The sequence below is a fragment of the Pseudomonas sp. MDT1-17 genome, assembly GCF_054898105.1.
This window is the reverse complement of sequence record NZ_JBUBVM010000001.1, coordinates 2,204,974-2,229,697: the sequence shown is the minus strand read 5'-3', so window position 1 is coordinate 2,229,697 and position 24,724 is coordinate 2,204,974. Positions and strand designations below refer to the sequence as shown.

Genomic DNA, 24,724 nt, shown 5'->3' with positions numbered 1-24,724 from the left:
TAGCAGGTGCTAAAAGCGCCGGGCGGTCGTCTCAATCAGAAAGAGAACGCTGGCGCTCGGCTTCATAGAGCGGTCGAACAATGGCGAACTCTCCGTCAATTTCGCCCACCAGTTTTTCAATGCCGGCGAGGCTTTCTTCCTTAGCGCGTTGCTCCAGCTCATGACATAACTCAGCCAGGCGAATGGCGCCCATATTGCTGCTACTGCCCTTGAAACTATGGGCAGCATTCATGAGTTGCGCGGCGTCCTCGGCGTTTCGCAAGACGCGCAAACGCTCTTCGGAATCGGCGATGAAGGTATCCAGCAACGCCGGATACTCATCCTCCATGACCTCTTGCAACGCGTTCAGTACGTCGCGGTCCAGGTGTGTGTCAGCCACTTGCTCACTCCTTGATCAAGAATGCGTGGATTATGCCAGAGCCTCCCAGAGAAACTCCACGCGGGCACTTCGACCATCGTCGGACCAACTCGCATTGTGGCCCAATTGACGGATCAGACTGACGCCACGTCCCGACAGACGGACGCCATCGACAGGCCGTTCCATCACCCGCGCAACATCGAAACCCTTGCCACTGTCGTCGACCCGAACCGTCAGGCAGCCACCCTCGCCCCTCGGGACAACCTGCAAATGCACCCGCACGAAGCCCTCCTGCAAATCGTCCAGGCGGGTTTTGCGCTGTTGATAATAGCGGGCAAAACCCGAGGCATCGCGTTTGAGCGCCGAATCCAGCCCCAGCACGCCATGCTCAAGGGCATTGGAATACAGTTCGGCCAAAACACTGTAGAGCGCCCCGCTCTGAGCCCGCAGACCGTGGACCTCTAGCAGCAATTGCAGAAGATACGGCAGCGGATTGAAACGTCTGAGCGTGGCGGCGCGAAACTCGAAACTCACTGACCAGTCCAGCGGGCAGGACTGGCCGCTGTCGGAATACACCAGCGCCGGCGGGCTCTGTTGCGCGGCGTCCAGCAGACTGACCTCGACCATGCTCACGTCATCGCGGGCCTCGCCGCGAAAGTCCCGCAGCGCCTGCTCGATCTCTTCGAACAACGCATCAGGCTGACGATTGGCCGAAAACACCTGCTGCAATCGCTCCACACCAAACAACTGTTCATTGGCATCGCAGGTATCAATCACCCCGTCGGACAACAGGAAGACCCGATCCCCGACCGCCATCGGAAACACCTCGGTGCGGTCATTAAACGATTGCGGGCTCAGCACGCCGAGCGGCAAATGCCGAGCCTTCAGCGCCGTGCGCTCACCACTGGCGATGCTGTGCAGGTAACCGTCCGGCATCCCGCCGTTCCAGACCTCCACCGAGCGCCGCTGAAAGCTCAGGCACAGCAGCGTTGCACAACAGAACATGTCCACCGGCAGGATGCGCTTGAGCTTGGCATTCATCTCGCGCAAGGTTTCAGACAGGCCGTAACCCTTGGCAGTCATGCCGTAAAAGACTTCGGCCAAGGGCATCGCACCGACCGCGGCGGGCAAGCCATGGCCAGTGAAATCGCCGAGCATCACGTGCATGTCGCCGGCCGGGGTAAACGCAGCCAGCAGCAGATCGCCGTTGAACAGCGCATAGGGCGATTGCAGGTAGCGGATATTGGAGGCATGCAGGCAGCCGGAGTGGGCCACCTTGTCGAATACGGCCTTGGCCACCCGCTGCTCGTTGAGCAGGTAGTCGTGGTGCCTGGCGATCTGGTCCCGCTGCTGCAACACCGTGGCCTGCAACCGCCGCAAGCGATCCATCGCCTTGATCTTGGCGGCGAGAATCACCTGGTTGTAGGGCTTTGCCAGAAAGTCGTCGCCCCCGGCCTCCAGACAGCGGGCCAGCGCTTCGCTTTCGGTCAGCGAGGTGAGGAAGATGATCGGCACCAGGGTTTCCCCGGCCAATACCTTGATCTGTCGCGCCGCCTCGAAACCGTCCATCACTGGCATCATGGCGTCCATGAGCACCAGTTGCGGTCGCTGCAGGCGAAACGCGTCAACGGCTTCGGCACCATTGGCGGCCGTCAGCACCTCATGGCCTTGGCGACGGACGATGGTCGACAGCAGCATGCGATCGGCCGCGCTGTCTTCAGCGATCAGGATCGTCAGCGGCTCGAACAAAGACTGCATGACGGTCACGCCACGTCGAAGATTTGTTCGAAGTTGGAGATGGCGAGGATCTTGCGCACATCTGCATTAGCGTTGGTCAACGTGATCTCGGCATTCTCGCCACCGGCGTGATCACGCAATAGCAACAGCATGCCGAGCGCTGAGCTGTCGAGGTAGGTGGCGTCTTTCAGATCCACTTCGAAGGATCCGGGTTTTGGCTCAAGGTTCTCGTAGGATTCACGAAATTCCTGATGCTTGGCGAAATCGAATCGTCCCTTGATCGAAATCGTCAGTTTTTGCCCATCTTGAGATACTTCTGTAACAACTGACATTGAACGGCTTCCTTGTCATGGGTGAGCGTACGTGTACAAGGTTTAGCACTTGGTGGAAACAGGAGCAAGATCAAAAGATCGCAGCCTTCGGCAGCTCCTACATTATCCGCGTGTAAACCCGAACCCGTAGGAGCTGCCGAAGGCTGCGATCTTTTCGAAGGCAACGCTTAACAAGGATCCTGACGCGGTAACCGCTGGGACAACTCATCCAGCAGCTTCTGCTCGCGCCGGTCTTCCAGCCGCCGCGCCTCATCCATGTAGCGCGACACCAGTTTGCGCAAGCCTTCGACCCGGGCGAATGCCTGCTGCCAGGTTTCCCGTGCCTTGTTCAGATTGTTTTGATGCCACACGAGGCTTTGTCGCTGCTGGTCGATAGCGGTACCCAGTTGCGCAAGGAAGCCTTGATAACCCAGCAGCCATTGGCCCGACACGCCGCTGCTGCCGCGCACGATCCATTGTTCCTGATAGTCGAGGCGAAAAGCTTCAAGGTCGGCGAGTTTGCTTTCTGCCAGACGGACCTGCCCCTGGAAGTGCCCCAGGCGCAGGACCGCGGTTTTCTCGGCCTTTTCGGCCATTTCGACCACGGGGGCCAGGCGCGAGGCTCGGCTCTGGGCCATGGCCGGTTAGCCGCCGGCCGCGGGAGCGAAAATCGTGCCGAGATAGGCTTCGCTTTCGCCCAGGCTGATGCTGTCGTTCAGGCCCTGGCGCAGGTATTTCACCAACTGCGGTTGCAGGGAGATCGCCAGGTCGGTTTCCCGATCACCACCCGCGACGTAGGCGCCGACGCTGATCAGGTCTCGACTCTGTTGATAACGCGACCACAGCTGCTTGAAATACTGGGCGCGCATCATGTGCTCCGGCGACACCACCGACGGCATGACCCGGCTGATGGACGCTTCGATATCGATGGCCGGGTAATGACCTTCCTCGGCCAGGCGCCGGGACAGCACGATGTGCCCGTCGAGTACGCCTCGTGCAGCGTCGGCAATCGGATCCTGCTGGTCATCGCCTTCGGACAATACGGTGTAGAACGCGGTGATCGAACCGCCGCCCTTCTCCGCATTACCGGCCCGCTCAACCAGTTTCGGCAGCTTGGCAAACACCGATGGCGGATAACCCTTGGTCGCTGGTGGCTCGCCGATGGCCAGGGCGATTTCTCGCTGGGCCTGGGCGAAACGGGTCAGGGAGTCCATGAGCAACAGGACGTTCTTGCCTTTGTCGCGGAAATACTCGGCGATGCGCGTGCAGTACATGGCCGCGCGCAGACGCATCAGCGGCGCATCGTCCGCCGGAGACGCCACTACCACCGAACGCTTGAGCCCTTCTTCACCGAGGATGTGCTCGATAAACTCTTTAACTTCACGACCCCGCTCACCGATCAGCCCGACGACGATGATGTCGGCCTCGGTGAAGCGGGTCATCATGCCCAACAGCACACTCTTGCCCACGCCAGTACCGGCGAACAGGCCCAGACGCTGACCGCGACCGACCGTCAACAAACCGTTGATGCAGCGAATGCCCACGTCGAGCGGCTCGCTGATCGGTTCGCGCTTGAGCGGGTTGATGGTCGGGCCGTCCATCGGCACCCAATCTTCGGCCTTCATCCCGCCCTTGCCGTCCAGCGCGCGACCGGCGCCATCGAGCACCCGCCCGAGCATGCTCATGCCCATCGGCAGACGGCCGGTATCAGCCAGAGGCACCACTCGGGCACCGGGCGCGATGCCCGCCACGCTGCCGACTGGCATCAGAAACACCTTGCTGCCGGAGAAGCCCATGACTTCGGCTTCGACCTGCACCGGGTGATAACTGTCGTCATTGATGACCATGCAGCGGCTGCCCATGGCGGCGCGCAAACCCTCGGCCTCGAGGGTCAGGCCGACCATGCGCAGCAAGCGGCCTTCAAGGATCGGCGCGCCTTCCAGCTCCGTGGCCTCGGCGTAGCTGCCGAGGCGTTTGGCGAAGCTGGTGCGATCAAGGCGCATCGGGGTCGTCCAGTTCGGGTTGAACAGGCGCGATAGAGGGCTTGTTGCTGATCGGCAGTTCCAGGCTCAGATCCGGCGCGGCCGGGTGCAAGGCCTGTTCGTGCAACTGATCGAACAGCTTGTCCATGACCCGCGCCACACGGGTTTCGACCGTGGCGTCGATACGGCTGTGTTCAGTCTCGACCCGGCAACCGCCGGGCAACAATGCCTCGTCCTCAACGATGCGCCAGGTTTCTTCATGGCGTTCGCGCAAGGCTTTGACCTGTTCGAAATCTTGCGGATTGATGTACAGCCGCACATTGCCCACGCCCAGCGGCAAGAGCTTGAGAGCCTCGCGCATGACGTGTTCGATCTGCGTCGAGTCGATGGCCAGTTCGCGCTGAATCACCTGTTTGGTGATGTGCTGCACAAGGTCGACCAAGGATTTTTCGATCAGGGTGTCCTGTTCGGCAATGGGCTCGAACAGATGCCCCATCAGTTGCTCCAGAGCAGCAATCTTGGCGGTCAGCGCCACTTCGGCTTCCTGACGGACCTTGAGCGTGGTGCTGTGAAAACCTTCTTTCTCGCCCGTGGCGAAGCCTTCGTTGTAGGCCTCCTGGCGAATGCTTTCGAGCTCTTCGAGGGTCAGTGGCTGGACTTCGTCCAGTGGCACTTCTTCCATTTCCGGTGGCTCGGGCTCAGGTTCAGGCTCGGGCTCCGGCACAAAAGGGTCGAAACTGGGCAGCGACCAGACGTCGAAACCACCGACGTCCTTGGCACGGATCAGGTCGGTGTTGGACTCATCATGTTTGGACGACATAGTGACCTTAGATCATCTCTTCGCCGCCCTTCCCGCCGAGAACGATTTCTCCGGCTTCGGCCATACGGCGGGCAATGGTGAGGATTTCTTTCTGCGCGGTTTCCACGTCGCTGACGCGCACCGGGCCTTTGGCCTCGAGGTCGTCGCGCAACAGTTCGGCCGCCCGCTTGGACATGTTCTTGAAGATCTTCTCCTTGACGCCTTCGTCCGAACCCTTGAGGGCCAGCACCAGCACATCGGAGGACACTTCGCGCAGCAGCGCCTGAATCCCGCGATCGTCGACATCGGACAGGTTGTTGAACACGAACATGAGGTCTTCGATCTGACCGGACAGGTCTTCGTCGACTTCGCGGATCGAGTCCATCAGTTGACCTTCGATCGAGCTGTCGAGGAAGTTCATGATATCGGCCGCACGCTTGATGCCACCCAGGGTGGTGCGCGAGGCATTCGAGTTGCCGGAGAACTGCTTCTCGAGAATCTGGTTGAGTTCTTTCAGGGCCGCGGGCTGCACAGTGTTCAGCGAGGAAACCCGCAGAATGATGTCCAGACGCACCTTATGGTCGAAGTTGCCGAGCACTTCACCGGCCTGGTCCGGATCGAGATACGCCACGACGATCGCCTGGATCTGCGGGTGCTCGTAACGGATCACGTCGGCGACAGCGCGCGGTTCCATCCACTTCAGGCTGTCGAGGCCGCTGGTGTTGCCGCCCAGCAGGATGCGGTCGATCAGGCCGTTGGCCTTGTCTTCGCCCAGTGCCTGAGTGAGCATTTTGCGCACGTAGTCGTCGGAGCCGACGCCGAGGCTGGTCTGGTCGCCGACGATATCGACGAACTCACTCATCACCTGCTCGACCTGCTCGCGGTGCACGTTACCCATTTGCGCCATGGCCACACCCACACGCTGGACCTCTTTGGGCCCCATGTGGCGCAGCACCTGGGCGGCGTCGGTTGAGCCCAGCGACAGCAGTAGAATCGCGGCTTTGTCGACCTTGCTCAGTTTGGCGGCAATGGCTCGGTTATCACTCATCTGCGTTAATCCACTCTTTCACGACCTGGGCCACGCGACCCGGATCTTCAGCCACCAGACTCTTGATTGCGTTCAACTGTGCGTCATAGCCTTCGCTCGGACTCGGCAGCAGGATGCTGGTCGGGCCACCGAGGCTGACGCGGTCGTTGGCCAGTTCGCCGTCCAGGCCGCCCATGCCACCCAACTCAACGTCGCTACCCAAACCTGCAAGCTGTTTGCCTTTGCCGCCACCGGTGATGTTGTTGAGCACCGGACGCAGCACACCGAACACCAGCACCAGGATGAACAAGACACCCAGTACTTGTTTGACGATGTCCCAGAACCATGGCTGGGAGTAGAACGCAATATCGGCAATCACTTCACCGCGCTCGGCGGAGAACGGCATGTTGATCACGCTGACGCTGTCGCCACGGCTGGCGTCGAAGCCGACGGCGTCCTGCACCAGGCGGGTGAAGCGCGCCAGTTCATCGGCGGTCCACGGCGCGCGGGTGGTTTCACCGTTGGCCGCGTTGATCTTGACCTGGTCATCCACCACCACTGACACCGACAGGCGATTCAAACGGCCCTGCTGTTGTTTGGTGTGGCTGATGGAGCGGTCGAGCTCGAAGTTCTTGGTGGATTGTTGACGCTTGTCCGCCGGGTACGGTGCGAGCATAGGCTGACCGGTGGCCGGGTCCATGATTTGCTGACCGTTGGCATCAATCAATGGCTGGCCTGGCTGCACCATGCCTGCCGACGCGGTAGCGCCACCGGTGGTTTGCGGCGCGGAGGCTGGCGCGGGTGGCTGGTTGCTCAAAGCACCCGGCACACCTTGCGGGCCATTGCTGGCGGTGCGTTGCTCATTGACCGACTGCTCGCTGCGCAACGCCGGTTGATCCGGGTTGAACTGCTCGGAGGTCGACTCGACAGCACTGAAATCCACGTCGGCCGAGACTTCGGCTTTATAGCGGTCATTGCCCAGCACCGGCTGCAGAATATTGTGCACGCGCTGAGTGAGCATGCTTTCCATGCGACGGCTGTAATCGAATTGCTTGCCGGCCATGGTCAATTCGGAGTTCTCCACCTGATCGGAGAGCAAGGTGCCCTTCTGATCGACGACGGTGATCTGGGATTTGCTGAGTTCGGGAACGCTGGTAGCGACCAGGTTGATGATTGCCAGTACCTGGCCAGGCTCCAGCGAGCGGCCGGAATACAGCTCCACCAGAACCGAAGCGCTCGGCTTGCGCTCGTCGCGCACGAACACCGAACTTTTCGGAATCGCCAGGTGCACGCGGGCACCCTTGACGTTGTTCAGGCTGGAGATGGTGCGGGCGAGTTCGCCTTCGAGACCGCGACGATAACGGGTCGCTTCCATGAACTGACTGGTACCCAGGCCCTGGTCCTTGTCGAGAATTTCAAAACCGATGTTGCCGTCGCTGGGAGTGACACCAGCGCCCGCGAGTTTGATTCGCGCGCGGGACAAGTCATCGGCCTTGACCAGCAAGGCACCGGAGTTTGGTTCAACGGTATAGGGAATGTCGGCTGCAGCCAGCGTATCCATGACCTGCTTGGCGTCCATACCGGCAAGGCTGCCGTACAGAGGCCGGTAGTCCGGTTGCTGGGACCACAACACCACGGCGAAGCCAATCGCCACGCTCGCGGCCAGGCCGACCAACAGGCCCACCTGACGCAACATGGTCATCTCGGAGAGGTTTTCCAGGAAGGACAACCCGAACAGCGGCGGCTTGCCGTCTATTGGAGTGGTCTTGGCCGGAACATTATCGGCGACTGCTTCTGCCATGACTCAATCTCGTCCTTAAACCGGCATCTGCATGATGTCTTGGTATGCCTGAACCAGTTTGTTGCGCACTTGGGTCAACGCCTGAAAAGACACGCTGGCCTTCTGCGAGGAAATCATCACGTCCGTCAGGTCGACGCCGCTCTTGCCGATCTCGAAGGCACTGGCCAACTGACTGGACGCCTGTTGGGTGTCGTTCACTTTATTGACGGCCTGACCGAGCATGTCGGAAAAGCTGCTGCCACCCAGTTGAGGGACTGCGGCAGTCGATTTCGACGCAGACATGGCATCCATTTGCATGGAACGCATGTCCAGCATCAATCGATTGAATTCAATACCTTGGCTCATGGTTTCTCTCTTTGACGAGCTACGTCTTTGGCGACCCGCAATTTTTTGACACTCACTCGGCGGGTAGTGAGGTGTTAGCAACAAGGGTGCCAGCTCCGTGGCCTCGTTTCACAAAACCTTCCAGGCTTTTCTTAACCGTGAACCAACGCAAAACATTGTGGGAGCGAGCCTGCTCGCGAAGAGGGAGTGTCAGTCGACATTTTCGTACCTGTCTCACCGCCTTCGCGAGCAGGCTCGCTTCCACATTTAGATCGGCGCTACTTCCGTCAACCTTCAGGTGGCGAACAAATAAGCTTCCACGTCCATTCCGGCATCACGCATCTGCGCCAGCTTGTAACGCAGGGTGCGCGGACTGATGCCCAAACGCTCGGCGGCCTCTTTGCGACGGCCGCGCTCGGCGCGCAAGGTGTCGATGATCATCTGGAATTCACGACGACGCAGGTCATCACCCAGTGCCCCGGCCGACTCGGATTCGACCTCCACGGCTCGCGCGGACGTCGACGCCAAGGCTGGCAACGGCGCACAGGCGACCGGCCCGGCCAGGCAGAAATCCTCAGGCTGGATCAAACCGCCCTGCTGGAGGATCAGCGCCCGCTGAATTGCGTTATCCAGCTCACGCACATTACCCGGCCACGGATAACCGATCAGGCACGCCTGTGCGTCAGGCGACAGTCTTGCCGCGGCATGCTTCATTTTATTGACGTACTTGGCCAGCAGACGCTCGGCCAGCGGCAGGATGTCGGCGGTCCGCTCGCGCAACGGACGCCAGGCCAGCGGAAACACCGACAGGCGATAGTAAAGGTCTTCACGGAAACGCCCCGCCGCCACTTCTCCGGCCAGATCACGGTTGGTGGTCGCGACGACTCGAATGTCCAGCGTGATCGGCTTGCGCGCCCCGACCCGCTCGACTTCGCGCTCTTGCAACACGCGCAGCAACTTGGCCTGCAGGCCCAGGGGCATTTCGGAAATTTCGTCGAGCAGGATGGTCCCGCCATCAGCCTGTTCGAACTTGCCGGCCTGCGCCGCGATGGCGCCGGTGAACGAGCCCTTCTCATGACCGAACAGCGTGGCTTCGAGCATGTTGTCGGGGATGGCTGCGCAGTTGATCGCAATGAACGGCTGACTGGCACGATGGGAGTGCTGATGAATGTAACGCGCCAGCACTTCTTTACCGGTCCCGGACTCACCGGAGATCAATACCGTGGAATCACTGCGTGCCACTCGCGCAGCCAGTTCCAGCAATTGCGCACTGGCCGGCTCGAACGCCACAGGCCCCTCGCCCTCGGACGCGCCAAGGCTGCCCAGCGCATGACGCGCCACCAGATCGAGCAACGCCTTGGGCTCGAACGGCTTGACCAGGTAATCCGCCGCGCCCTGACGCATCGCATCGACTGCCCGCTCCACGGCGCCGTGAGCCGTCATCAGCAATACCGGCAGCTGCGGCTGACGCGTGCGCAGCAATCCGAGCAGTTGATGGCCATCCATGCCCGGCATGTTGACGTCACTCAGTACCAGGTTGAACGCCTCGGCACCAACCGCCGCCAGCGCTTCTTCCGCCGAACCGACGGCTTTGAAATCGTGCCCGGCGAGCAATAGCGTATCGGCCAATGCTTCGCGTAGCGCGCGGTCATCCTCGACCAGTAAAACCTTGATTGCCATGTCCTTCACTCCGCTCCCTGAGCGCTGTGCTTTTCACCCGAAAAAAGCGGCAGGATCACCTGCGCACACGTGCCGCGACCGAACCTCGAGCGCAGCTGCAATTCTCCCTGATGGGCACGTGCCACTGCCTTGACCACGGTCAGGCCGAGGCCAGTACCGGTGGTTTTAGTGGTAAAGAAAGGTTCACCCAGGCGCGCCAGAACTTTTGTATCGATGCCGCTGCCATTGTCGCTGACCGACACACGCAGGGTGTTGTCACGGGTATAGAGATGAACTTTCAAACGGACGTCGCCGGCACTGGCCTGGATGGCGTTCTCGATCAGGTTCAGGATCGCCCCGACCAGCGTGTCGCGATTGCACAGCAACTCGCCGGAATGGCTGTCGCATTGCCAGCGAATCGGCAGGTCCTGCACATGGGTCAGTGCGGCCGCCTGCAGCGACTGCATCAGCACCTTGGGCGTCACGCGATCGGTCAGCGGCAGCTCGCCGCGAGCAAACACCAGCATGTCGCGAACCTGATGTTCCAGCTCATGCAGACGCTCTTTCAGGCGCCCGGCAAAACGTTGCTGGGTCTCGACCGGCAATGCCTGCTCAGTCAAATGACTGGCGTAGAGCAAGGCGGCGGATAAGGGGGTACGAATCTGATGAGCCAGCGAGGCGACCATTCGGCCGAGGGACGAGAGTCGTTCGTGGCGGGCCAGCTGATCTTGCAGATGACGGGTTTCAGTCAGGTCGTTGAGCAACACCAACTGGCCGGGCTCGGCATCCAGCGAGCGAGTGGAGATCGACAAGCGCCGACCGTCCTTGAGAGAGATTTCATGACCGTCGTCTTCACGGGGCGCAAAGCAGCGGGCAATGACATGACGCCACAGCTCGCCTTCGAGAGGCAGACCGAGCAGTTCGCAGGCAGCCGGGTTGGCTTCGCTCACGATGCCTTGGGCGTCGATGACGATGACACCGCCGGGCAACAGGTCGAGAAGGTTTTGCAGCCGGTTGGCCAGGCGTTCTTTTTCTGCCAGCTCTTGCATGCGCTGAGCGCTGACGACCGCCAGCTCACCCTTGAGCTCAGTGACCCGGGCTTCAAGCATGCTGTAAGAGTCGGTCAACTGGCTCGACATCTGGCTGAACAGCGCAAACGCCTGCTCAAGGCCAAGCCGGCTCGCCTGTTCTACGGACGACGGTTGCCCCGAAGCGTCAGGGACAGGAGACATCTGGGCGGCTTGGGGCATCGTGCTCTCTCGCTTGGCTGACCGTCAGTTAAACGGAACGTTGCGAGGGATGTAGCAATACCCGTGCCTAAAAAAAACCGCCTATAAATGAGGGACTTGAAAAACAGGCGTCAATCATCCGCCTGTTCATCACCGTCACGACGGCTCATGCCGTACTTGCGCATCTTCTCCACCAGTGTGGTGCGACGAATACGCAGCCGCTCTGCCGCGCGGGCGACGATGCCATTGGCATCATCCAGCGCTTGCTGAATCAGCCCTTGCTCCAGACCACCGAGGTAGTCCTTCAGGTCCAGGCCTTCCGGCGGCAGCAGAGCGCCGGCAGAGAAATCCGGGGTATGACCGTTGATGGCCACCCGCTCTTCAAGATCGCTGCGCAGGCTGTCGACCAACTGCTCGTCTTCATCGTCGACGTAACGGAATTTCTTCGGCAATTCGACCACGCCGATCACTCCGTATGGATGCATGATCGCCATGCGTTCCACCAGGTTGGCGAGTTCGCGGACGTTGCCCGGCCAACCGTGACGGCACAGCGACATGATCGCCGCGGAATTGAAACGGATCGAACCACGCTTCTCGTGCTCCATGCGCGAGATCAACTCGTTCATCAGCAGTGGAATGTCTTCGACACGTTCGCGCAGTGGTGCCATCTCGATCGGGAACACGTTCAAGCGGTAGTACAAGTCTTCGCGGAAGGTGCCGATCTCGATCATGCTTTCGAGATTCTTGTGGGTCGCGGCGATGATCCGCACATCGACGCTCTGGGTCTTGTTGCTGCCCACGCGCTCGAAGGTGCGTTCCTGCAACACGCGCAGCAGCTTGACCTGCATCGGCAACGGCATGTCGCCAATTTCATCAAGGAACAGGGTGCCGCCGTTGGCCAGTTCGAATCGCCCGGCGCGGCTGGTGATTGCACCGGTGAAGGCGCCCTTTTCGTGGCCGAACAGTTCGCTTTCCAGCAACTCGGCCGGGATCGCCCCGCAGTTGACCGGAACGAACGGCGCGTCACGACGCTTGGAGTGATAGTGCAGGTTGCGCGCGACCACTTCCTTGCCGGTCCCGGACTCGCCGAGGATCAGTACGCTGGCATCGGTGTCGGCGACTTGCTGCATCATCTGACGGACGTGTTGAATCGCCCGGCTGGTGCCGACAAGACTACGAAAAAGATTGGGTTCGCGATGACGACCGCGCTCGCGGGCCTGGTCGTACATCTCACGATAGACCTGGGCACGATGCAGGGAGTCGAGCAATTTGCTGTAGCTGGGTGGCATTTCGAGGGTCGAAAGCACTCGGCGACGCTGGTCTTCTGGCAAGTCAGTGGAAGAATTATCGCCCATTAACAAAACCGGAAGGAACTCATCCCAGGTAGAGAGTGTCTTTAACAAGCCCGTAAGTGCGCCAGGTGCATTGACCGTCCCGATCAGGACACAGATCACTTCACGACTTGACGACAATGAGCCGACAGCCTGCTGCCAGTCATGGCTACCGCAGGGTAAATTTTCTTCGCCAAGAAAATTTAATATCACCGCCAAGTCGCGACGGCGGACGCTATCGTCATCAATCAGCAGAATTTTGGTTTCACGCCACATGCAATAGCAACTTCCCTAGTCAACTCAATGCCCGAAATGAGGGGGCAAGCTAGACGCTTGCAGACACGTTGATGCCTGTAGACGCCTGAAATGTTCAACCAGACACTAGTTAAGTCAAAAAACCGCGCACAGTCAAATTTATGGCGCACTATGTTTGTATTAACTGACGGTTAATCAACCAAACAGATGGTAAACCTTTGCCGCCTTCTGCGCTTGGGTGATCTGCGACATCTCGTCGACGATCGCTTGGCGCTCTCCCATCGTCGCCGTCAATAAATCCTTGTACACCGACAGCAGGCTCTCCAGATTGGTCCGCAATGCTTCTTCGTCGATCGGCGCTTCGCTCAGCACCTCATCGACGCATTCGCGACAGGCCACATCCAGTTCGCCGATCGCATCCCAATTACGCGCGGCCAAGGCGTCAACCAGGGCTTCCCGCGTTTCTTCAATCCGCTGCAGTGCTTGACTCATGGCGCTATCCTCAGACCCGCAGGCCTATTGGTTTGCAATTGCATCCCAGCCGCTTTTCAGGGTATCGAGCAAGCCCGATACTTCGTCGATGATCGCTGCATCGTTATTGCGATTGGCTTCCATCAGACGCGTCGTCATGTAGGCATACAAGTTGTCAAGTTGCTGGAGCGAAGCCGGGTCTTCGGTCTTTTCCGGGTTCAGGCCGTCACGCAGACCGATGATGATGTCAACGGCCTTGCCGAGCATCAACCCCTTGATTGCGATGTCACCGCGCTCCATGGCGCCCTTGGCTTGAGCCATGCGGTCCAGCCCGCCCTCCATCAGCAACTGAATCAGGCGATGGGGATTGGCTTCAGAGATCTGAGCATGGGAATTGACCTTCTGATACTGGCGAAGGGCTCTCATGGGATTCATGTTTCTACCTCGTGACAGACAACAACTGAAAATGGGTTTGCTCTGACCATTATGTCGACTGGTCGACACAAAACTTTAACCCGACCCCGCTACCCAAGAAAAAAACCCAGGCGCTGTGATGACCGCAGGCCTGGGTTTTTTATGCCTGATCCGGATCAGTCGGACTTCGGATTGTTCAGTGCGTTGAGCGTGGTCATGATGCTGTCGCTCTGCGCTCGCAGCCTGGCCACCAGGGAGTCCATGGCGGTGTACTTGGCGCTCAGGCTCGCTTGCAGGCTGGTCATCCGCGAATCGAGGGAGTCTTGCTGCTTTTTCAAGTCGTTCAGGCTGTCGGTCAGGCTCGCCGAGCGCGCGGCGAACACACCCGTCTTGCTCAGGGCGAAGCTGTCAGTCGCGGTTTTCATACGCGCCAGCAAACCGGTGTCGCCGGTGAAGATGCCGTTAATGTCGGCGGCATTGGTGATGACCGCGGTATCGAACAATTTGTCGTCGATTGATAGTGTCCCGGTTTTCTGGTCGGTCTTGACACCGAACTGAGCGAGAGACTTCATCTGACCGGTGCCACCCATCGCATTCAGCTCAGTACGCACCGCGGACAGCATTGAGCGCAGAGAGGCGTCGCCTGTCAGGGCGCCGGACGTTACCGAACCATCGGCATTGGTGGTGACCTGAGTTTCAGCGTTGGCCGCCTTGATCAATGCGTTGTAGGTATCGACAAAACCCTTCACCGCCGACTTCAGCGTCGTGCTACTGGCAGACACTGTGATAGTGGCCGGTGTCGCCGCACCACCACCTGACGGAACAGGAGACACCCCTGTCAGTTTGACGGTGATCCCGCTCACAGCATCGGCAATGGTATTGCTTTTGGAGCTCATTGACACACCGTCGAGAACGTACTCGGCATTTTGCGGTGTAGCGAGGACCGTGGTGCCAACATTCAGACCAGAGCTGCCACTCAGGATCAAGTCCGAACCTACACCTGTCGTAGTCGAGGTCAGCACCATTCGAGAACCGTTGGCGTCGGTCAGAATGTTGGCACTCAAGCCTTGGTTGGCGTACTGCGAGTTGATCGAGTCGCGGACCTGTTGCAACGTCGCGCCAGCAGGAATGCTGACGTCGAACGTGTTAGTGCCCTGCTTAATGGTCAACGTGGTCGGAGTTGCGCCAGCGTTAACTACTGAAGACGCGCCGTCGGTAAAGACCTTGGTCGAAATTTTCGACGCTGTCGCCAACTTGGTCACCAACAGGGAGAAACTACCGGCCGCTGCGCCTGTACCGGTGGTAATAGTTGCGACTTTCTCGTCGGACGACGAACCAGCCAGCCCACTAAAGGTGGCGGTCGTCTTCATGGTGTCCAACGCACCACGAAAGGCAGCCAGCGCCGCCTGGATCTTACCGATCGACGATAGCGAGGTAGTCGCCTTCAGCGTCTGGCTATTGATCTGTGTCTGCTTCGGTGCCCTTTCGGAATCGACCAAAGACTTCACGATCGCTTGGGTATCGATGTTCGAACCAATACCGCTAACCGTTGAACCCGCCATCATCTCTCTCCTTATCCAGTGGCTGCCGTTTTCTTGACTAAGAGCGCCTTAACCAGCGACAGCAACAAAATTCATGCCAGCTCAGGCCTTGGCGTCAAACAGCAAGCTGCTGGCGTCGGTCAGGCTCTGTGCAAGCTTCAATGCAGTTTCCGAAGGGATCTGGCGAATCACGTCACCGGTTTCGGTGGCGATGACCTTGACCACGACCCGGCCGGTGGAATCATCAATGGAAAAATCCAGCTTGCGCTGGGCAGCCTGGACGAATTCCCGAATATCGGTCACGGCTTTTTCCAGATCGTCACGCTTGGGCTCGGAGCCCGATTGCGCGACGGCTTCAGCCTTGGGCTGTTCCTGTTGGGCAATGACGGTCGGTGTTACGCCCTGAGGAGCAACGGCTGGATAAGACAGGTTCAACTTGACGCTCATGTCCATGCTAAATCTCCTCATCACGGAAAAGACGAAAGGGCACGTAAACGCGCCCTTCCGTCAGTCACCAAGCGCTGATATTACTGAAGCAGTTTCAGTACAGCGGATGGCAGCTGGTTAGCCTGGGACAGGATCGCAGTGGAAGCCTGTTGCAGGGTTTGTTGCTTGGTCAGCTGAGCAGTTTCTGCCGCGAAGTCAACGTCCTGGATCACGCCACGAGCAGCAGTGGAGTTGTCCGAGATGCTGCGCAGGTTCGACACGGTGCTGTCGAAACGGTTTTGTACGGCACCGAGGTCAGCACGCTGGGAGTCGATGTTGGCGATTGCTTGGGAGATCACGTCAACAGCGTCTTGCGCGCTTGCAGCGGTGGTCACGTTAGTGTTGGAAACAGCTAACTTAGCAGAGGCGGTAGCAGTACCGAACAAATCAGCCACGGTCGCTGCGGTACCACTAACAGAATAACCGCTGGTGGAGTTCAGCTTCATAGCACCAGTGGCAATTACGCCAGCGGCAATAGCTGTAGAGGTACCAAGAGTACCAGCACCGTTTTTGGTTGCAATCGAGATACCAGCAGCGCCGGCGTCACCAGCAGAGAAACTGATATTCTCACCAGTGTCGGACTTAATCGACAAACCAGTTTTGGCATCGTTATTAACGCTGATACCCAGTTTGGCTGCGTTGGACTTCAACTGTTCAGCCATATCGGCAGCGTTAGTTACACCGACAAAGGCGACCGAAGCACCACCCACATTCATAGTGAAGTTAGCGGGAGTACCTGCGTTGACAACAGCAGCGTTAAAAGTGAACTGGGCTTCGGTGCTGGCAGTGGCAGTCAGACCACCGATAGCGCCGTTAAACTGAGCAGCAGTGGTCTTGGCAGAGTCAGCAGTGCCGATAGCCAAAGTTGCTGTCTGACCACCACCAACGATAGTGATAGAGCCAGTGGTCACACCAGCACCCGGCGTGATGGAAGCACTCTTCATCTGCTGGGAGCCGATGTTGCTAGCCGATACGTCGCCCAGAGTCATGTTGATAGTCTGGTTGGAGTTGGCGCCTACCTGGAAAGCGGTAGTACCGAAAGAACCGTCCAGCAGGTTACGACCACCGAAGGTAGTGGTAGTAGCGATACGGGTCAGTTCGGAAGTCAGAGCCGAGTACTCGGCGTTGTTCGACTTACGGTCTTCAGCGCTTGGCGAGCCGTTCGCGGAGGCCAGAGCCAGGGTACGCATTTTCTGCAGGATGTTGGTGGACTCCTGCATCGCGCCTTCAGCAGTTTGCGCGATGGAGATGCCGTCACCGGCGTTCTTGATGGCAGTGCCCAGGCCGTTGATTTGGCTGGTCAGACGGTTGGAGATTTGCAGGCCGGCCGCATCGTCTTTAGCGCTGTTGATACGCAGGCCGGAAGACAGACGCTGCATCGAAGTTTGCAGATTGGTGGAAGCTTTGTTCAGGTTGTTCTGAACGGTCAACGATGCAAGGTTGGTGTTTACTGTTAAAGCCATGACGAAATCCTCGTTGGATGGATACTGCGGCTTCCGGCCCTGACATCCGTCGGGTGTGGCCTAGAGAACCTACGTAATAGTTATCGTCGTGAAGAGGCTTTGCTTGAGGGGTTTTTTCGAAATTTTTAGTGGCAGCTTGCCAGCCCTTTAGTTTCAAGGCTTTAGAGCCATAATTTCGGCGCCAGCAAAATACAAAACGCCCGGAAACTTTCGTTCCCGGGCGTTTTTTATGGTGGCTACAAGGTGTATTCCGTCAGCCGCGAAAGAGAATCGCCGAGCCCCACGACAGGCCTACGCCGAAGCCGCTGATGGCGACACGGGTCCACTTGGAATCGAACACGTGGTTCTGCAACAGCAACGGAATACTCGAGGACACCGTGTTACCGGTTTCGAGCATGTCCTTGATGAACTTTTCCGGCTCGCCTTCTTCAAAGCGACGCGCAACGGCGTCGACAATCGCCGCGCTGCCCTGGTGAATGCAGAAGGCATCGATATCGCCAGCCTGCAAATTGGACTCGTCCAGCAGCTCATGCAAATGCGCCGGGACTTTCAGCAAGGCAAAGTTGAAGACCTGGCGACCGTTCATGAAGAACACGCCATCGGTGACCTTAAGGTGCGGTGCACCGGAACCGTCAGTGCCGAACTTCGACTTGCCCAGCTGCCAGACCGCGCTTTCGCCCATCCAGGTCGCGGTGGCGGCATCACCGAACAGCATGGTGGTGTTGCGGTCTTCCGGGTCGACGATCTTCGAGTACGGATCAGCGGTCACCAGCAGGCCATTTTTCAGCCCCGTCGCTTCCATGAACCCCTTGAGGGCATAGATGCCGTACACATAACCGGAACAACCCAGGGAGATATCGAACGCGGCGACATGGGTTGGCAGACCCAGTTTGTCCTGAACGATCGCAGCGGTATGCGGCAGGCCTTCTTCGTCACCATTCTGGGTGACGACGATCAAGCAATCGATGGATTCACGCTTGAGTTCAGGACTGGCGGCGAACAGCGCATTGACCGCTTCGACGCACAGATCCGAAGTTTCCTGATCGGCCCCCTTGCGCGGCAAAAAAGCCGAACCGATCTTGCCAAGGATGAAGGTTTCATCCTTGTCGAACTTTGCACCCTGGGCGTAGTTATCAACCCCGGCTGCCGGCACGTAACTCGCTATGTTTTTTATGCCAATCATTATGGCTTCCCAATAATAAACAGCTGAATATCGCCGCTCGCTGAATCGAGGGCGTCTACAGTCAGGGCTTGGCCCCCAGAGGAGGCAACGTCGGGTCTCAAGGATCACCTTGAACAGGCCCACCACCTTCACCGCCCGCAGACAGGATACAGTGAAGATGCGCGTTTTGACTGGCGGGTCACTCAGAGATCAGTGCTTTATTTGATTTTGTGACTCAGCCGCAGTCCCGCCCTATCTCGCTCCCCTCCGAAAAAAACGCAAAAAAAAAGGCCAGCCCCTTATGAAAGGGACTGGCCGCGAGCGGTCAAGACCGACTCAAAGCTTGTTGAACAGACCCAGCTGGGAAATCTTCGAGAACGCAAGCTGCGCCGCTTGCAGCATGGTCTGCTGCAAGGTCAGACGCGTCAGCACTTCCGCTGGATCGGTGTTCTTGATTCCGTTCTGCGTTGAATCGTTGATCAGGCTAGTGCTCTGGTTTTGTTCGGCCTGCATATCCATCACGTTACCCCGGGCACCGATAGCGCCACGGGCCAGGTCGACCTGGTTCTTGGCATTGCCCAGGTTGGCAATTGCCGAAGCCACGGTGTCTTCCAGAAAGCGCTGCGCAATCGGGTTGCCCTGGGTTGGTGAGTCAAGCGCCTGACGCAGCTGGCTGATGGTATCCAGCACGTTCTGGGTCTGGTGAGTATTGACCGCGATGTCGAATTGATCACCCGAAGCGGGTGCGCCCCCACTGAGGGTAAAGCTGACACCGGCCGCCGTCGCCACCCCCGCCGCCATGGTCCCGGAGGTTACCGGTGTGCTGCCGGTGGTCAACGGACGAGCGTACAGATCAAAGGTCGTCGGGCCGGTGAATTTCAGAACCGCCCCGCCTTCAGGGAAAAAGCTCTGATAGTCCGCAGCATTGGTCACCGAAGTCTGGCTCACCAAAGCTGTCGATCCGTTGCTCGGCGCACGGTTGCTGACGAAGCTGTCCGGCTTAGCCGCCAACTGGAAACTGTGACCGGCGATCACCGCGTCGGCGTTGGTGGCGTTGTCACCGGCCTGGAAAGTGATATCCAGTTTAAAGGTCACACCACGGAAGTTGACGTCGGAGCCACCCTTGGCGTTTGGGTCAAACACACCCCCCTGACTCGCCTCGGCGGTCACGTCATTACCCAAGGCATCCTTGATCGAAAACTGGGTGCTGCTGGTGAAGGCCAGGGTATACGGCTGACTGCTGCGGAAATTCGCATCGAAAGCCGGGCCGGAACTCACCAGGCCTGGCGACAGGGCCACACGCCCGTCATCGACCGTCGGTGCTGTCATTCTGGTTGAGCTTCGGGCGGCGTTGATGGCCTGCTGGAACACGTCCCAACCGGTATCGTTGAGTCCCAGCGACATCGAGTCACCGATCTTCAATTGCAGCTGGGTCTGGTCACCCTGATAACTGTAGGTGCCGTCGCTATTGCGCGCGAAGGGCTGAGTGTTGTTGCTGGCGCCGGAAAAGATGAACTTGCCGTTGGCGTCCTTGCTGTTCATCAGGCTCAGCAATTGATCTTCGGCCGCGCTGAGTTCAGAAGCAATGGATTTACGGTCGTCGTCGTTCAACGAACCGCCACCGGCACGCACCGCCAACTCGCTGACTTTCTGCAGCACGTTGTTGATGCTGTCGAGCACGCTTTCTTCTTGCGCCTGAGCGGTGTTCAGCGCGCTGATGTTGGTGGTGTACTGACCCAGCATGGCTTTTTGCTGATCGAGTTGCAGCAGGCGGGCCGCTCCGACCGGATCATCCGCCGCGGTCTCAAGCTTCACGCCGCTGCTGGCCTGCTCGGCCGTCTTGATCGTGTTGTTGAAGTTGCGCTGATAGTTGGCAGCCGTCGTCGCATAGTACTGTGCAGTAGAAATACGCATGTTTTACGGCTCCTTAAAGGGCGTTGATCAGAGTGCTGAAAATTTCCTGCGCAGTCTTGATGATCTGCGAAGAAGCCGAGTAGTACTGCTGGTATTTGATCAGGTTGCCAGTCTCTTCATCGAGGTCGACACCCGACAGCGAATCGCGAGAATTTCGGGCCTGGGTCAGGATGGTGTCAGTGGCAGTTGCATCCATTTGCCCCTGTTTGGTCATGGAGCCGACTGACGAGACCAGACCACCGTAGGCATCGGTGAAACTGACGCCAGGACTGGTGGCATTCGCGCCGACCGTGGCCTTGGTTTGCAGGCCGAGCAACGCCTGGGCGTTGCGGTTGTCAGTGCTACTGGCAGCCGTCATTGAAATATTGAAACTGTCGTCCTTGGCAGGGCTGCCACTGACGGTCATCGCCACGCTGAACGTTTTGGCAACGCCCCCGACGCCTGTGTAAGGCACGGAAATATTCAGATTGTTGTTCTGGCCAGGCACGATGCTGCCAGTACCGATGCTGGTGCCCTTGGCGTCGAACACTTGGTAGGCGGTGCTGCTGGTCATGAGCAGGCGAACCGGCATCGATGCCTTGACCGCCGTCTGTACTTCCAGGCGCTGGACCGGATCGTAGATGTCCAAGACTGTGCTCAGAACCGGCTGACTGACAGCACCGGTGCCGTCATTGCCCGAGGCCTTGGTGGACGTCAGCGGAGCGGACGTGGCCAAGGTTTTACTGTCGGTCATGACGGTCGTCATGTCCGCGGCAGAACTGCGCGTCGGGGTAATCTTGAAGGTGTCGCCGGCATTCACCGGGCCCGCATTGAGGGTCAGGCTGAAGCCGTCGATGACCGGGGCTGCGGCCGGGGGTACAGGCAGGGTGAAACTGCCCATGTCGGTATTATCCGACAGACGACGCACGCTGTAGCCAGTGGCACTGGTGAAGGTCACCTGGTAATCGCTGGCCGACAGCTTGCTGGTGTCTTTGATGGTGACGTTGAGGTTGCCGGATGTCGGGTCGTTGTTGCCATTAGCGATGCTGCGCTGGCTGATGGCCGCCAGGCTGTTGATGTCGTTAAACAACCCCGAGCCAAAATTACCGTTCTGATCCAGCCCCTGCCCTAACTGTTTGTTGACCTGATCGGCCACCACCATGGCGATGCGACCCAGCCCGTTGACTGCTGGCGTCAGCACGTCGTCGCGGTAACGCAACAGACCACCCATCTCGCCGCCCGACACCACGGAAGTGATATCGATCGTCGAACTGCCGCGATCCATGATGATCGAAGAACGGGTAGGATCAGACTTATCGGTCACCACGCGCAAAGTACTGACCGTATCGCCTATGACCAGCGGCTGGCCGCTGCCCAGATAAATATCCAGTCGGCCGTCGGTTTCGATGACCTGCGTGCCCACCAGCTCGGAGAGCTGTCGAACGGTCTCGTTGCGCTGGTCCAGCAGGTCGTTGGGCATGCCGCCCGAACCACTGACCTCACTGATTTTCTTGTTGTAGGCCGCAACGGTCGATGCCAGCTTATTGACCTGTTCGGCCATCGAGCCCAACTGATTGTTGATGTACGAACCCTGCTGATTCAACTGCTGGGAAATGGCGTTGAAGCGACTGCTCAACCCCTGAGCATTGGTCAACAATGCTTGACGTGAAGCGCTGTCATTAGAGTTGGCGGACAGCGTTTGCAAAGACGAGAAAAACGACTGCAGCGTTTTGGTGATACCAGTGCCGCTGTCGGACAACAGCTTGTCCACTTGCGTGGCCTGCCCCAGATACGCTTGCGCATCGCTGTTGAGCGAAGTGGTGGTCTGCAACTGAGCATCGAGGTAGCTGTTGTACACTCGGCGCACATCGGACAGCGTCGTACCGGTGCCGATGAACACATTGCCGTACTGAATAGAGCCTTTAGTGCTCTGCACAGATTGCTGGCGTGAGTACCCGGCGGTGTCAACGTTGGCGATGTTGTTACCGGTGGTCATCAACGAGGATTGGCCAGCAGCCAGCCCCGACATCCCGATATTGAGCAAACTCATGGTTCAGACCTTATAGCTTGTGCCTATAAAGGCGTGGTGGTAGCGCCCGCCGCAGCGTAATTCTGGTAACTCGTCATCTGCTTGGCTATCTGCGAAATCTTGCTTGCGTAGTCCGGGTCGGTTGCGTAACCGGCCTTTTGCAACTCGCGTACAAACTGTTCTGGGTTATCGGCCGACTTCACAACATCTTGATAGCGATTGTTGGTTTGCAGCAGCGTCACAAGGTCATGGAAGCTGTCCTTGTAAGAGTCGTAGGAACGGAACTGAGCCGTCTCCTTGACCATCTCGCCATTTCTGAATTCGCTGGTGATTGCCCGCGCCGATTCGCCCTTCCAATTGCTGCTGGCCTTGATGCCGAACAGGTTGTGGCTGCTGCTGCCATCCTGGGCGCGCATGACCGATTTGCCCCAACCGGTTTCCAGAGCAGCCTGCGCCACCAGGTAACGCGGATCGACACCAATGCGTTCGGCGGCCTCTTTGGCCATCGGCAGCATGGTGTTGACGAATTCGTCGGCGGAACTGAACGCCTTCTTCGCCGGCGCCAGGGGTATTTGAGCCATGGCACGACCATAAACCTGCAGGCGCCCGCTGGATGTCGCATCCGTTTGCGACGCCAGCCAATCACCGTTGTACAGGGGGCCGGCACCGGTCTTGGTGTTCTGCGGCATTTGGATTTTGTTCTGCGCCGCCGTGGCGGTCGCGGCAGTGGTCGATGCCGACGGCACCAGCCCTGCGAGCAAGCGGTCGGCCAGTTTCGGCGGCAGCGCCAGACGCCGCTGATTGATCAGCGCCATATCATTGTGATGAGCACCCTCGCCCGCATTGGCCGGCGACTTCACCGAACGCGAAGCCCACAACGGGCGCTCGCCATTGAGGCGCGACAGCGGCCCATTGGTGCCGACCGTACCAGCGGCAATCGGCGTTTCCACCGCGGCTTTCGCGGCAGCTTGCTTGGCGGCTGACGCGGCAGCGGCCTCGCCGGGGGCCAACGGTTTATTCTTCGACATTTGACGCATCAGCACGTCAGCCAGACCGATACCACCGCCCTCACGGGACATGGAAACGGCCAACTGCTGGTCGTACATTTCCTGGTATTGCTTGGCGGCCGGCGTATTGAGCGGATTGTCCTGGCCCAGCGCGTCGGTGGCCGAGCGCATGGACTTGAGCATTTCACCAAGGAACAGCGACTCGAATTCCTGCGCAACTTTGCGCATGTTCGCGTCACTGTCCTTGTCGCCGACCTTGAGCTGGTTCAAGCGATTCAAGTCCGAATAGGAACCCGAATCGTTGCTGCTGACACCCAAACCGCCCTTGCGCATATCCATGGTTGTCGTCCTCAGATCACGATCAAGTCGGCTTGCAATGCGCCGGCCTGTTTCAGTGCTTCGAGGATCGCCATCAAGTCACCCGGTGCCGCGCCGACCTGGTTCACCGCACGCACGATTTCGTCGAGGGTGGTGCCCGGGCCGAACTTGAACATCGGCTTGGCTTCCTGCTGGGCGTTGACCCGCGAGCGCGGCACGACCGCCGTCTGACCATTGGACAGAGGGCCGGGCTGGCTGACGATCGGGTCTTCGGTGATGGTCACGGTCAAGCTGCCGTGGGTCACGGCGGCCGGGGAAACCTTGACGTTCTGACCGATCACAATGGTGCCGGTACGGGAGTTGATGATGACTTTCGCCACCGCCTGCCCCGGGTCGACTTCAAGGTTCTCGATGATCGACAAGTAGTCGACGCGCTGGCTCGGATCGAGTGGTGCGCTGACACGAATCGAGCCGCCGTCGATGGCCTGGGCAACGCCAGGGCCGAGCATGTTGTTGATCTTGTCGACGATGCGCTTGGCCGTGGTGAAGTCCGAACGATTGAGGTTCAGGGTCAGGCTGTTGCCCTGGTTGAAACCGCTCGGCACCGAACGCTCAACCGATGCACCGCCCGGGATACGACCGGCCGACGGAACGTTGACGGTGATTTTCGAACCATCGCGACCTTCGGCATCAAAACCGCCGACCACCAGATTGCCCTGAGCGATCGCGTAGACGTTGCCGTCGATACCCTTGAGCGGCGTCAGCAGCAAGGTGCCGCCGCGCAGGCTCTTGGAGTTACCGATGGACGCTACCGTGATGTCGACCTGCTGACCCGGCTTGGCGAACGCCGGCAAGTCGGCACTGATCGACACCGCCGCGACGTTCTTCAACTGCACGTTGCCCGAACCCGGCGGCACCTTGATGCCGAACTGCGAGAGCATGTTGTTGAACGTCTGCAGAGTGAACGGCGTCTGCGTCGTCTGGTCGCCGGTGCCATTAAGCCCGACCACCAGGCCGTAGCCGATCAATTGGTTGGAACGCACGCCGGAAATACTGGCGATGTCCTTCAGCCGCTCGGCTTGAGCGTTGAACGCGGCGCAGAGCATCAGGGCGGCCACCATCAGGTG

The 24,724-nt window shown here is 59.0% G+C and carries 22 protein-coding genes; all 22 read right to left on the bottom strand.

Annotated elements, in window-relative coordinates:
- Window positions 1–31 precede the first annotated feature (31 nt).
- A complete protein-coding gene (locus tag ACYZTX_RS10315; RefSeq protein ID WP_462033973.1) occupies window positions 32–379 on the bottom strand; it encodes an Hpt domain-containing protein in 348 nt (115 codons plus the stop codon).
- A gap of 30 nt (window positions 380–409) precedes the next feature.
- Window positions 410–2,116: an ATP-binding SpoIIE family protein phosphatase gene (locus tag ACYZTX_RS10310; protein ID WP_462033972.1), complete on the bottom strand. Its 1,707-nt coding sequence runs from the start codon at window positions 2,114–2,116 to the stop codon at window positions 410–412.
- Between the two features lie 5 nt (window positions 2,117–2,121).
- A complete protein-coding gene (locus ACYZTX_RS10305; protein WP_462033971.1) occupies window positions 2,122–2,427 on the bottom strand; it encodes an STAS domain-containing protein in 306 nt (101 codons plus the stop codon).
- A 167-nt stretch (window positions 2,428–2,594) separates the two neighbouring features.
- The gene (gene fliJ / locus ACYZTX_RS10300; protein ID WP_462033970.1) at window positions 2,595–3,044 is read right to left on the bottom strand and encodes a flagellar export protein FliJ; all 450 of its coding nucleotides are present in this window, start codon (window positions 3,042–3,044) and stop codon (window positions 2,595–2,597) included.
- Between the two features lie 6 nt (window positions 3,045–3,050).
- Window positions 3,051–4,409: a flagellar protein export ATPase FliI gene (gene fliI / locus ACYZTX_RS10295; protein WP_462033969.1), complete on the bottom strand. Its 1,359-nt coding sequence runs from the start codon at window positions 4,407–4,409 to the stop codon at window positions 3,051–3,053.
- Window positions 4,399–5,208: a flagellar assembly protein FliH gene (fliH, locus tag ACYZTX_RS10290; RefSeq protein WP_462033968.1), complete on the bottom strand. Its 810-nt coding sequence runs from the start codon at window positions 5,206–5,208 to the stop codon at window positions 4,399–4,401. The genes fliI and fliH overlap by 11 nt, the downstream gene beginning before the upstream one ends.
- Window positions 5,209–5,215: 7 nt before the next feature.
- Complete coding sequence (gene fliG, locus ACYZTX_RS10285; protein ID WP_462033967.1) at window positions 5,216–6,235, bottom strand: flagellar motor switch protein FliG; 1,020 nt, start codon at window positions 6,233–6,235, stop codon at window positions 5,216–5,218.
- On the bottom strand, window positions 6,228–8,015 hold the full coding sequence (gene fliF / locus ACYZTX_RS10280; RefSeq protein WP_462033966.1) for a flagellar basal-body MS-ring/collar protein FliF: 1,788 nt from the start codon (window positions 8,013–8,015) through the stop codon (window positions 6,228–6,230). Before fliF ends, fliG begins: the two co-directional genes overlap by 8 nt.
- A 15-nt stretch (window positions 8,016–8,030) precedes the next feature.
- On the bottom strand, window positions 8,031–8,360 hold the full coding sequence (fliE, locus tag ACYZTX_RS10275) for a flagellar hook-basal body complex protein FliE (RefSeq protein ID WP_095127774.1): 330 nt from the start codon (window positions 8,358–8,360) through the stop codon (window positions 8,031–8,033).
- A 273-nt stretch (window positions 8,361–8,633) separates the two neighbouring features.
- Window positions 8,634–10,019 (bottom strand): sigma-54-dependent response regulator transcription factor FleR, encoded by a 1,386-nt coding sequence (gene fleR, locus ACYZTX_RS10270; RefSeq protein WP_462033965.1) that lies wholly within the window; start codon window positions 10,017–10,019, stop codon window positions 8,634–8,636.
- 5 nt (window positions 10,020–10,024) lie between these two features.
- Window positions 10,025–11,230 (bottom strand): sensor histidine kinase, encoded by a 1,206-nt coding sequence (locus ACYZTX_RS10265; protein ID WP_462037016.1) that lies wholly within the window; start codon window positions 11,228–11,230, stop codon window positions 10,025–10,027.
- Window positions 11,231–11,358: 128 nt separating this feature from the next.
- Window positions 11,359–12,834 (bottom strand): sigma-54 dependent transcriptional regulator, encoded by a 1,476-nt coding sequence (locus ACYZTX_RS10260; protein ID WP_462033964.1) that lies wholly within the window; start codon window positions 12,832–12,834, stop codon window positions 11,359–11,361.
- A 174-nt stretch (window positions 12,835–13,008) separates the two neighbouring features.
- Entirely contained in the window at window positions 13,009–13,305 is a 297-nt protein-coding gene (gene fliT / locus ACYZTX_RS10255) for a flagellar protein FliT (RefSeq protein ID WP_462033963.1), read from the bottom strand.
- Between the two features lie 24 nt (window positions 13,306–13,329).
- Window positions 13,330–13,719 carry a flagellar export chaperone FliS gene (gene fliS, locus ACYZTX_RS10250; RefSeq protein WP_462033962.1) on the bottom strand — a complete coding sequence of 130 codons (390 nt, stop codon included), beginning with the start codon at window positions 13,717–13,719 and terminating at the stop codon, window positions 13,330–13,332.
- Between the two features lie 155 nt (window positions 13,720–13,874).
- A complete protein-coding gene (gene fliD, locus ACYZTX_RS10245; protein ID WP_462033961.1) occupies window positions 13,875–15,260 on the bottom strand; it encodes a flagellar filament capping protein FliD in 1,386 nt (461 codons plus the stop codon).
- An 81-nt stretch (window positions 15,261–15,341) separates the two neighbouring features.
- Window positions 15,342–15,692 (bottom strand): flagellar protein FlaG, encoded by a 351-nt coding sequence (locus ACYZTX_RS10240; protein ID WP_462033960.1) that lies wholly within the window; start codon window positions 15,690–15,692, stop codon window positions 15,342–15,344.
- A gap of 74 nt (window positions 15,693–15,766) precedes the next feature.
- A complete protein-coding gene (locus ACYZTX_RS10235; protein ID WP_462033959.1) occupies window positions 15,767–17,188 on the bottom strand; it encodes a flagellin N-terminal helical domain-containing protein in 1,422 nt (473 codons plus the stop codon).
- Window positions 17,189–17,441: 253 nt separating this feature from the next.
- A complete protein-coding gene (locus ACYZTX_RS10230; RefSeq protein WP_462033958.1) occupies window positions 17,442–18,371 on the bottom strand; it encodes a ketoacyl-ACP synthase III in 930 nt (309 codons plus the stop codon).
- Between the two features lie 315 nt (window positions 18,372–18,686).
- Window positions 18,687–20,264 (bottom strand): flagellar hook-associated protein 3, encoded by a 1,578-nt coding sequence (locus ACYZTX_RS10225; protein WP_462033957.1) that lies wholly within the window; start codon window positions 20,262–20,264, stop codon window positions 18,687–18,689.
- 13 nt (window positions 20,265–20,277) lie between these two features.
- A complete protein-coding gene (gene flgK, locus ACYZTX_RS10220; protein ID WP_462033956.1) occupies window positions 20,278–22,293 on the bottom strand; it encodes a flagellar hook-associated protein FlgK in 2,016 nt (671 codons plus the stop codon).
- Window positions 22,294–22,316: 23 nt separating this feature from the next.
- Window positions 22,317–23,618, bottom strand: coding sequence for a flagellar assembly peptidoglycan hydrolase FlgJ (gene flgJ, locus ACYZTX_RS10215; protein ID WP_462033955.1), 1,302 nt, complete (start codon window positions 23,616–23,618; stop codon window positions 22,317–22,319).
- Window positions 23,619–23,629: 11 nt separating this feature from the next.
- Window positions 23,630–24,718, bottom strand: coding sequence for a flagellar basal body P-ring protein FlgI (locus tag ACYZTX_RS10210; protein WP_462037015.1), 1,089 nt, complete (start codon window positions 24,716–24,718; stop codon window positions 23,630–23,632).
- Window positions 24,719–24,724 lie beyond the last annotated feature (6 nt).

Excerpts from the sequence above, each read along its gene's own strand:
- fliE (WP_095127774.1), bottom strand. The coding sequence starts at position 8,360 with ATGAGCCAAGGTATTGAATTCAATCGATTGATGCTGGACATGCGTTCC.
- flgK (WP_462033956.1), bottom strand. The coding sequence starts at position 22,293 with ATGAGTTTGCTCAATATCGGGATGTCGGGGCTGGCTGCTGGCCAATCC.
- ACYZTX_RS10305 (WP_462033971.1), bottom strand. The coding sequence starts at position 2,427 with ATGTCAGTTGTTACAGAAGTATCTCAAGATGGGCAAAAACTGACGATT.
- ACYZTX_RS10240 (WP_462033960.1), bottom strand. The coding sequence starts at position 15,692 with ATGGACATGAGCGTCAAGTTGAACCTGTCTTATCCAGCCGTTGCTCCT.
- fleR (WP_462033965.1), bottom strand. The coding sequence starts at position 10,019 with ATGGCAATCAAGGTTTTACTGGTCGAGGATGACCGCGCGCTACGCGAA.
- ACYZTX_RS10265 (WP_462037016.1), bottom strand. The coding sequence starts at position 11,230 with ATGTCTCCTGTCCCTGACGCTTCGGGGCAACCGTCGTCCGTAGAACAG.
- fliS (WP_462033962.1), bottom strand. The coding sequence starts at position 13,719 with ATGAATCCCATGAGAGCCCTTCGCCAGTATCAGAAGGTCAATTCCCAT.
- fliD (WP_462033961.1), bottom strand. The coding sequence starts at position 15,260 with ATGGCGGGTTCAACGGTTAGCGGTATTGGTTCGAACATCGATACCCAA.
- ACYZTX_RS10310 (WP_462033972.1), bottom strand. The coding sequence starts at position 2,116 with ATGCAGTCTTTGTTCGAGCCGCTGACGATCCTGATCGCTGAAGACAGC.
- ACYZTX_RS10230 (WP_462033958.1), bottom strand. The coding sequence starts at position 18,371 with ATGATTGGCATAAAAAACATAGCGAGTTACGTGCCGGCAGCCGGGGTT.
- fliJ (WP_462033970.1), bottom strand. The coding sequence starts at position 3,044 with ATGGCCCAGAGCCGAGCCTCGCGCCTGGCCCCCGTGGTCGAAATGGCC.
- flgJ (WP_462033955.1), bottom strand. The coding sequence starts at position 23,618 with ATGGATATGCGCAAGGGCGGTTTGGGTGTCAGCAGCAACGATTCGGGT.
- fliF (WP_462033966.1), bottom strand. The coding sequence starts at position 8,015 with ATGGCAGAAGCAGTCGCCGATAATGTTCCGGCCAAGACCACTCCAATA.
- fliG (WP_462033967.1), bottom strand. The coding sequence starts at position 6,235 with ATGAGTGATAACCGAGCCATTGCCGCCAAACTGAGCAAGGTCGACAAA.
- ACYZTX_RS10235 (WP_462033959.1), bottom strand. The coding sequence starts at position 17,188 with ATGGCTTTAACAGTAAACACCAACCTTGCATCGTTGACCGTTCAGAAC.
- fliH (WP_462033968.1), bottom strand. The coding sequence starts at position 5,208 with ATGTCGTCCAAACATGATGAGTCCAACACCGACCTGATCCGTGCCAAG.
- ACYZTX_RS10260 (WP_462033964.1), bottom strand. The coding sequence starts at position 12,834 with ATGTGGCGTGAAACCAAAATTCTGCTGATTGATGACGATAGCGTCCGC.
- ACYZTX_RS10225 (WP_462033957.1), bottom strand. The coding sequence starts at position 20,264 with ATGCGTATTTCTACTGCACAGTACTATGCGACGACGGCTGCCAACTAT.
- ACYZTX_RS10210 (WP_462037015.1), bottom strand. The coding sequence starts at position 24,718 with ATGGTGGCCGCCCTGATGCTCTGCGCCGCGTTCAACGCTCAAGCCGAG.
- fliI (WP_462033969.1), bottom strand. The coding sequence starts at position 4,409 with ATGCGCCTTGATCGCACCAGCTTCGCCAAACGCCTCGGCAGCTACGCC.
- fliT (WP_462033963.1), bottom strand. The coding sequence starts at position 13,305 with ATGAGTCAAGCACTGCAGCGGATTGAAGAAACGCGGGAAGCCCTGGTT.